This is a genomic window from Leuconostoc sp. (genome assembly GCF_965300815.1).
Genome location: NZ_CBDKZH010000023.1, coordinates 4,437 through 12,853, shown reverse-complemented (window position 1 = coordinate 12,853; position 8,417 = coordinate 4,437). Strand labels below are relative to the sequence as shown.

10 protein-coding genes and 2 other annotated features are annotated in these 8,417 nt (G+C 43.0%); of the genes, 8 read left to right on the top strand and 2 right to left on the bottom strand.

Annotated features, from left to right (window positions below; genetic code table 11):
- Positions 1-11 precede the first annotated feature (11 nt).
- Positions 12-464, bottom strand: coding sequence for a flavodoxin (locus tag ACW12G_RS02830; protein WP_010003988.1), 453 nt, complete (start codon positions 462-464; stop codon positions 12-14).
- A gap of 264 nt (positions 465-728) precedes the next feature.
- Between ACW12G_RS02830 and larD the strand changes: the two genes are divergently transcribed.
- From larD to rplT, 8 genes are all read left to right on the top strand, one after another.
- Entirely contained in the window at positions 729-1,448 is a 720-nt protein-coding gene (larD, locus tag ACW12G_RS02825) for a D/L-lactic acid transporter LarD (protein ID WP_029509160.1), read from the top strand.
- An 88-nt stretch (positions 1,449-1,536) separates the two neighbouring features.
- A complete protein-coding gene (locus tag ACW12G_RS02820; RefSeq protein ID WP_257784548.1) occupies positions 1,537-1,659 on the top strand; it encodes a hypothetical protein in 123 nt (40 codons plus the stop codon).
- Between the two features lie 36 nt (positions 1,660-1,695).
- Positions 1,696-1,901: a binding site (T-box leader), on the top strand.
- A 90-nt stretch (positions 1,902-1,991) separates the two neighbouring features.
- On the top strand, positions 1,992-3,956 hold the full coding sequence (gene thrS, locus ACW12G_RS02815; RefSeq protein WP_010003983.1) for a threonine--tRNA ligase: 1,965 nt from the start codon (positions 1,992-1,994) through the stop codon (positions 3,954-3,956).
- Between the two features lie 95 nt (positions 3,957-4,051).
- The gene (locus ACW12G_RS02810) at positions 4,052-5,425 is read left to right on the top strand and encodes an amino acid permease (protein ID WP_048699975.1); all 1,374 of its coding nucleotides are present in this window, start codon (positions 4,052-4,054) and stop codon (positions 5,423-5,425) included.
- A 93-nt stretch (positions 5,426-5,518) separates the two neighbouring features.
- Entirely contained in the window at positions 5,519-6,154 is a 636-nt protein-coding gene (locus ACW12G_RS02805) for a DUF1361 domain-containing protein (protein WP_010001917.1), read from the top strand.
- A gap of 33 nt (positions 6,155-6,187) precedes the next feature.
- Positions 6,188-6,312, top strand: a sequence feature (ribosomal protein L20 leader region).
- Between the two features lie 12 nt (positions 6,313-6,324).
- On the top strand, positions 6,325-6,864 hold the full coding sequence (gene infC / locus ACW12G_RS02800) for a translation initiation factor IF-3 (RefSeq protein WP_216358505.1): 540 nt from the start codon (positions 6,325-6,327) through the stop codon (positions 6,862-6,864).
- Positions 6,865-6,926: 62 nt separating this feature from the next.
- Positions 6,927-7,124, top strand: coding sequence for a 50S ribosomal protein L35 (rpmI, locus tag ACW12G_RS02795; RefSeq protein ID WP_010004657.1), 198 nt, complete (start codon positions 6,927-6,929; stop codon positions 7,122-7,124).
- 81 nt (positions 7,125-7,205) lie between these two features.
- The gene (rplT, locus tag ACW12G_RS02790) at positions 7,206-7,625 is read left to right on the top strand and encodes a 50S ribosomal protein L20 (RefSeq protein ID WP_010001913.1); all 420 of its coding nucleotides are present in this window, start codon (positions 7,206-7,208) and stop codon (positions 7,623-7,625) included.
- Positions 7,626-7,725: 100 nt separating this feature from the next.
- On the opposite strand, the gene ACW12G_RS02785 is transcribed toward rplT, so the two are convergent.
- On the bottom strand, positions 7,726-8,417 hold a 692-nt coding region (locus tag ACW12G_RS02785), incomplete at its 5' end, for a hypothetical protein (RefSeq protein WP_455647215.1).

Genomic DNA, 8,417 nt, shown 5'->3' with positions numbered 1-8,417 from the left:
GAGGTTCTTTTTTAGTGTTGTGCTTTGGCAGTGGCGATCAATTGCTGTACAAATGCTGTTAGGGCAGCTGTATCAGTCTCGTCTGGGCGTAGATTAACCTTAACGCCTTCAGCGCCTTTAATGGCCTGTGTTTTGGCAAATTGCGCTTCAAATTTTGGCACAGCAACACAGTAATCTGACAAATAGTAGGTATCGCCTGAACCCGCGACACCATAAACAACGTGATCTAAGGTGGCGTCGGCCAAGTCTTCAAAGAAATCTAAGCCTTCATCCGGCAGTGAGCCTTGATCATAGGTGTAGGGCACCACGACGGCAATATCAACGTCTTCAAATTCGTCAACTTCTGTTTGTGAGATTTCCGTTTTTTTAACGGCGATATTTGCGGCTTCAAACGCTGCGACGACGATGTCTGCGACCTCTTCGTTATTACCGGTAATTGTTGCGTATACGACGTGTGCCTGCATGAGTATGTTTGTGATGGGGCGGTTAAACAGAAATGTTTGACCGTGTCGCCATATCCTCCATTTTATTGTTAGTCTTTATTATAAAGGAGTAGGCACTAAAATTACAGTTGGAGTTCGTGAATAAAAATACGCAATGTGACAATTTGTTGACAAAACACTAAAATGACTTTACACGTTAAAGGCAAGGCCTTAAGATTAGGAATGGAAATTTAATAAAAAAACCGCGACTTCTTGATAGATTTGCGACCGCTTAGGAGATTACAAATGATACACCAGTTGTTGGCTGAATTTATGGGCACAGCGCTCATGATCATCTTCGGTGTCGGCGTACACGCTGACGATGTATTGAATCGGACGAAGTACCATGGGTCCGGACACATTTTTGCAATCACAACGTGGGGATTTGGCATTAGCATTGTGCTTTTCGTCTTTGGTGATGTCTTTATCAACCCAGCGATGGCGATGGTGCAATTAGTGCTTGGTCGAATTGACTTTTGGTACTTCTTGGCCGTGAGTGTGGTTGAAATATTGGGTGCTTTGGTAGGATCCTTAATTGTGTACGTGATGTATGCGGATCAATTCAAATTATCTGAAAAAGATATTGATCCAGTCATTGTGCGCAACATCTTCTCAACTGCACCGGCAATTCGCAATTTACCACGCAACTTCTTCGTTGAAGCATTTGCGACATTTATCTTTATGACAAGTATTTTGGCCATTTCGGCGCGGGCTGGGGATGTGCCTGGTATGGTACCGTTGGCTGTTGGGTTCCTTGTCTGGGCAATTGGTATGGGTCTTGGTGGTACCACTGGCTTTGCCATGAACTTGGCACGTGATATGGGACCAAGATTAGCTTATGCGATTATCCCTTGGAAAAATCGCACAACGGCTGATTTCAAGTACGGCATCCTCGTACCAGGTATCGCACCATTTGTAGGAGCGATTTTTGCAGCACTATTTTCAAAATACTATTTAGGCCTCTAATCGGCCTTTTTTTATTGGCATGGGTCACTTGTAATTTAGGGTGGCTTCGCTATAATTGAGATACGCTATGAATAAAGAGGAAAAAATCATGACATTAACAGAATCACAATATAATGCTTTGAAAGTGGCTTTTGACAACGGTATTTTAGATCATGACGCTCAAGCAAAAGCAGCACTGGCTATTTTACTTGATGCCGTAGCGCCGCAATAATTGTTGCAAAAATAACAAAATGGTGCTAAACTAACTTCAATAACGTTGATAAGGACAACTCAAGTGTTAGCAAGCGAATAGAGAACTCATGGTTGGTGGAAATGAGTGGCTTGTGCAGGCGAGACTACCTTTGAGTGACAGTGAGTAAAGTCTGAAAGCTGTCCGGGTGACACCGTTAACTGTCATTTGAGTGGCACATGTTGTGCTGAACTTGGGTGGTACCACGGTAAAACGTCCCTTTGAGTCGCAATGGCTCAAAGGGACGTTTTTGTTTTTTTTAATGTTATCAACGTTTGTCGAAGCACAAACGTCAGTGAAAGGAAATAACGATTATGTCAGAAATTAAGCTTACTTTTCCCGATGGTGCAGTGAAGGAATTCCCAGCAGGCACAACACCATTGGTTGTCGCTGAAAGTATTTCTAAGTCTTTGGCTAAGAAGTCAGTTTCAGCTAAGTTAGACGGCGCTTATGTGGGTATGCATGATGTCATTCCTGCATCCGGTGATTTTCAATTAATTACAACGGCTGATGATGAAGCGTTGGATTTGTTGCGTCATTCTGCCTCACACTTATTGGCACAAGCCTTAAAGCGTTTGCCAAAGTTTGCTAACATGCACTTTGGTGTGGGACCATTTATTGAAAATGGTTTCTACTATGACACAGATAACGGTGCCGGTAACCAAGTGACGGTTGAAGATTTCGCTGAAATCGAAGCGATGATGCACAAGATTGCCAAGGAAGACTTGCCAATTGTGTCACGCGAAGTGTCACGTGACGAAGCTTTGGCGATGTTTGCGGATGATCCTTATAAGGTTGAATTGATTTCAGATTTGCCTGAAGATGCCACAATCACAATTGCTGTCCAAGGCGATCATGTTGAATTGGATAAGGGTGGTTTGGTGCCATCAACAGGTTGGTTGAAGCACTTTAAGTTGACATCAGTGGCTGGTGCTTACTGGCGTGGTAAGTCATCTAACCCAATGATGCAGCGTGTTTATGGGATTGCGGAATGGAAGCAAGCCGACGTTGAAGCAGAATTACAACGTCGTGAAGAAGCTAAAGAACGTGACCACCGGACGATTGGTCGTGATATGGACTTGTTCTTTACAAGTCAAGAAGTGGGGTCAGGTTTGCCAGTTTGGTTACCAAATGGGGCAACGATTCGCCGTCAAGTTGAACGTTACATCACCGACAAAGAATTGGCCAATGGTTACCAACACGTGTATACACCCGTTTTGTCTAACTTGAACTTGTATAAGACATCTGGTCACTGGGATCACTACCGTGAAGATATGTTCCCACCAATGGACATGGGCGATGGCGAATTCCTCGAATTGCGTCCAATGAACTGCCCATCGCACATCATGGTCTTCAAGCACAAGCCACGTTCATATCGTGAATTGCCAATCCGAATTGCGGAATTGGGTATGATGCACCGTTATGAAAAGTCAGGTGCGTTGACTGGTTTGTCACGTGTGCGTGAAATGACATTGAACGATGGTCACACATTCGTTGAACCAGAAAAGTTGGAAGAAGAATTCAAGTCAATTTTGACAATGATGATGGAAGTTTACCGTGACTTCAACATCACGGATTACCGTTTCCGTTTGTCATATCGTGATCCTAAAAATACGGAAAAGTATTTTGATGATGATGAAATGTGGGAAAAGTCACAAGCGCAATTGAAGCGTGCCATGGATGATCTTGGTTTGGATTATTACGAAGCCGAAGGTGAAGCAGCCTTTTATGGGCCAAAGCTTGATGTGCAAACAAAGACAGCCTTGGGTAATGAAGAAACAATGTCAACGATTCAATTGGATTTCTTGCTACCAGAACGCTTTAACTTGACTTATATTGGCGCCGATGGTCAAGATAACCATCGCCCAGTGATGTTGCACCGTGGTATTGTCGGCACGATGGAACGTTTCACAGCTTACTTGATTGAAATGTATAAGGGTGCTTTCCCAACTTGGTTGGCACCATTACAAGTACAAATCATTCCAGTTAACCTAGGTGCGCATGGTGCGTATGCTGAACAAATCAAAAAGCAACTCCAGGACGCTGGCCTACGTGCCAATGTGGAAACAAAAGATGCCAAGATGGGTTACTTGATTCGTGAAGCACAAACGAATAAGATTCCATATACATTGGTTTTGGGTGATTCTGAAGTTGAAGGTCAAACTGTCACAGTACGTAAGTACGGTGAAGAAAAGACAACAACGATGCCAATTGCCGATTTCCAAGCTGAAATTTTGGCAGATGTTGCTAATTATTCACGAAATACTAAAACAAATTAAGTCAAAGCACCTGGCGGGTTGCACGTCAGGTGCTTTGCTATTTATGCTGCATCTATCAGATGCCTAAAGTTCGCAAAGGAGAAGTTATTGATATCATGTCTGAGACAGTTGGAGACAGACGTCAGTCTACAAAACGTGGCCTGACAAATCGTCACGTACAGTTAATTGCCATTGGTGGTACCATTGGGACGGGTTTGTTTATGGGGGCTGGGCGTTCCATTAATTACGCTGGACCAGCCATCTTATGTGTTTACTTAATCATTGGTTTATTTATGTTTGTGGTGATGCGTGCGATTGGTGAACTGCTTTATGCAGATCCAAAACAGCACACCTTTATTACCTTCATTACGCGATACATCGATAATCGTGCGGGCTTTTTTGCCCGATGGTCGTATTGGTTAACGGTGGTGTTTATGGGGATGGCTGAATTAACGGCCGTGGCCCAATATATCCAATTTTGGTTCCCGAATTTGCCGAGTTGGCTCATTCAAATTGTGATGTTAGTTGTCCTCACATTAGTGAATTTGGTGGCGGTTGCGGTATATGGTGAAACTGAATTTTGGTTTGCCATGATTAAAATCATGGCGATTTTAGCCTTGATTGTGACCGGTATCATCATGGCAGTCACCGGCTTTAAAACGCCAGTTGGTGACGTAACTTTCAACAATGTGTTCCAACATTTTTCACTCTTTCCAAATGGGTTTAGGCATTTTATTGATGCCTTTCAGATGGTCATGTTTGCGTTTGTGGGAATGGAATTTATTGGGATGACAGTTGCTGAAACGAAAAATCCCCGTAAAGTTTTGCCAAAAGCGATTAATCAAATTCCTTTACGTATTTTATTCTTCTATTTGGGTGCCTTAACGGTGATTATGGCAATCTATCCTTGGCAAAAAATTCCAGCCGATCAAAGTCCCTTTGTGATGGTCTTTCAATTGGTTGGGATTAAGTGGGCGGCAGCTTTGATTAATTTTGTCGTCTTAACCAGTGCTGCCTCTGCGTTGAGTTCCGTGATTTTTAGTGCGAGTCGCAACTTTTATGCGTTGGCTTATCAATCACACACACCGTATTTGCAACCCTTTAAAAAGTTGTCAAAGCGGCAATTACCAGTTAATGCCATTTTGATGACGGCAGGGATGGTTGGTTTTTCCGCCATTATTTCGGTGATACCAGCCATTACTAATGCCTTTAGTTTTGTGACAAGTGCGTCAACGGACTTGTTCTTAATGATCTATATTCTGATTTTGATTGCGTACTGGCGTTATCGGCAATCTGACCAGTATATGGCTGATGGCTTTCTCATGATTGCCCCAAAGTTTTTTGTGCCAGCCGCAATTTTGTTCTTTGCCTTTGTCTTTATGACACTATTTTTCAATGTTGAGTCACGTGTCCCTGCAATTGGGGCAACGTTATGGTTACTGCTTTTTGGTGCAGTGGCTTACCGACAGCCAAAAACACTGGCCAAATAATCTCATAAAAACGGTTCAATCAAGTGATATGATTGAACCGTTTTTATGAATTATGCTACACTAGTACCATTGTAAAAAAGGGGGCGTGACGTTATGAATAACAAGTATTTCAATATTGCCATCATTCATGTCATGGTTGTTTTATTCTTTATCTTCGTACATTTGACACCCACACGTTTTACATTTTTAAATTGGAATGTCTTTTTGGCGTTACTACCATTTGATTTTGCTATTATTGTGTCGCTGACACGTGTTCGGATTATTAAGGGATTATTCATGGCACTCTGGTTATTGTTTTTTCCAAATACCATGTATATGATGACAGACTTTATCCATCTTTATGCTATCGGGACCAATCTCGATCAAGCGACGCAATTCTTTAATTACGCGGTGCTGGCAACTGGGATCTTTATGGGGGTGGGGCTTGGTATTTTGAGTTTGGAAATCATCACGCAAACGATTTTTAAACGCCATGCCCATCTGGTCTATTTCCTGACGACGGCAGCGGTGTCAATCGTGTCAGCGTTTGGAATCTATCTTGGGCGTTATTTGCGCCTGAATTCATGGGATATCTTTTTTCATCTTGATAACGTGATGCGCAATATTGTTTTCTCGTTGAGTTATCATATGTTGGCCTTTATGATTCTATTTGCCGGCACCCAATTTGCCGTGTTGGTTATTTTCCATTATGGTATTCGATTGATTCAAATTAATCAGCAAGAGGCTTGACACTGAGTGTGTAATACGCTAAACTAGTATTTGTTGAACAAGTAGAAGCACCCGCTTCTCGCCATGTGACAAAGTCGCCTGGCAGATACAGTTATCCGGAAGGATTGCAAGTGTTGAAGTGGGTGAAGATTAGGTTCTTTACCCACTTTTCTTCTTGATTCACAAAATAAATTTGGAGGTGCCTGACAATAGCACGTCAACCACGACAAGTTGATTTAATCAACGATAATATTCGCGCCCCTCGTGTATTGCTGATCCATGACGGAAAGCAGACAGAAATGTCAACACGAGACGCACAAGAGATTGCTAACGATTTAGACCAAGATTTGGTATTGGTGCAAGCCAATGCTGAACCACCGGTTGCCAAGATTATGGATTGGGGAAAAGCAAAGTTCGAAGCGCAAAAGAAGCAAAAAGAACAACGCAAGAACCAAAAGATCGTGCAAGTGAAGGAAGTTCGTATGTCACCGGTCATTGACTCAGGCGATTTCGAGACACGTAAGAAGGCTGCTATCAAGTTCCTGTCACAAGGTAACAAGGTTAAGTTGAACTTGCGTTTCCGTGGTCGTATGATTACGCACCAAGACATCGGACGTCAAGTATTAGACCGGATGGCCGCAGAACTTGACGATATTGCCAAGGTTGAACAGCGTGCCAAGATGGACGGCCGCCAAATGTTTTTGGTCTTGGCACCTAAAGATGCCAAGTAATTAAAGGTTTAACCGCTTGTTTTCAAGCTTAAACAAAATCACATAGTAGGAGAATTAGTCACATGCCAAAGATGAAGACACACCGCGCATCAGCAAAGCGCTTTAAGAAGACAGCCAATGGTGGCTTCAAGTCAGCTTCAGCTTATACGTCACACCGTTTCCATGGTAAGACAAAGAAGCAACGTCGCCACTTGCGTGGTACACACATGATGGACAAGACAACTGTTAAGACATACGCTAAGTTGTTGGCAAACATCTAATTCGCGTTGCGATAGTTCATCTATCTACATTTTGGATTTTAATCCAACCAATTATTTATAAAATTTCAGGAGGAATTACCCATGCGAGTTAAGGGTGGTACAGTTACACGCGCACGTCGTAAGAAGATGGTTAAGTTGGCCAAGGGTTACCGTGGACAACGTCGTATTAATTTTAAGGTTGCTAAGCAACAAGTATGGAAGTCATACTTGTACGCATACCGTGATCGTAAGAACACAAAGCGTAACTTCCGTAAGTTGTGGATTGCACGTATTAACGCTGCAGCACGTATGAACGGTTTGTCATACTCAAAGTTGATGCACGGTTTGACACTTGCTGGTGTTGAATTGAACCGTAAGATGTTGGCTGATATTGCTGTGACTGATTTCGATACTTTTGCAAAGTTGGCTGAACAAGCTAAGGCTGCTTTGGCATCAGACAACGTTTTGGTACAAGAACGTGTCGCTGCAACTTTGGAAACAACTGTTAAGGTTGATCGTTAAGATTGCTTTTAAAAACACGGGTTCCCGTGTTTTTTATTTGCTATAAATCCAATAAAAAACAATGGCTTATCGTGAGGATAAGCCATTGTTTTTTTGTTGCTTATTGTAAGCCAGATTCTGACTTATTTGTCGCAATCAGTTGAATATTGTCAGTCCCTGTTGGGGTAAAGGTAATTGAAACCCGTTGTCCAGAAGTACTTTGCCAAGTGGCATACAATTGATCACTGGCTGTCATGTAAGTTGGGACACCATAAGTGGCTTTGATTTGTTCGTAGGTCGCTGACCCAATGTTGACAGCATTATAAGTCGCTAATGACCAATTACCAAATGTCTTAGCCACCGGTGCGGCGCTTGAGCTGACAGCTGGATTTGATGAGGCAGCTGTGGCCGGTGTTTCAGCTGTGATGGGTGTGCCAGTAGCTTCTTCTTTTGCGGCGCTAATCACTGACGAGGCAGCAGAACTCGCCGCTGGTGGTGTGGGTACCACACTAGTTGACGTGCTAGCCGTGGTGTCATCAATGACAGAAGATTCTGATGCAACCGGTGCAGAACTGGCCTTTTTAGCCGTTTTAGTCTTTTTAGTCTGTGAAGAAGACGATACGGCTTGTTGATCTTGCGATTGGCCAGAAGAACGTCCCAGCAAAGTGAAAATGACAATAAGCGCGATCGCGACGATGGCAATCGCAATGAGTGTGTTGCGCAGTTTGTGAGACTGCTTAAATGGTCGACGTTGCATAAGTAAATGTGATGTGGCGTAAAGCTTGCCACAACTCCTTTCCATAGATAATGATA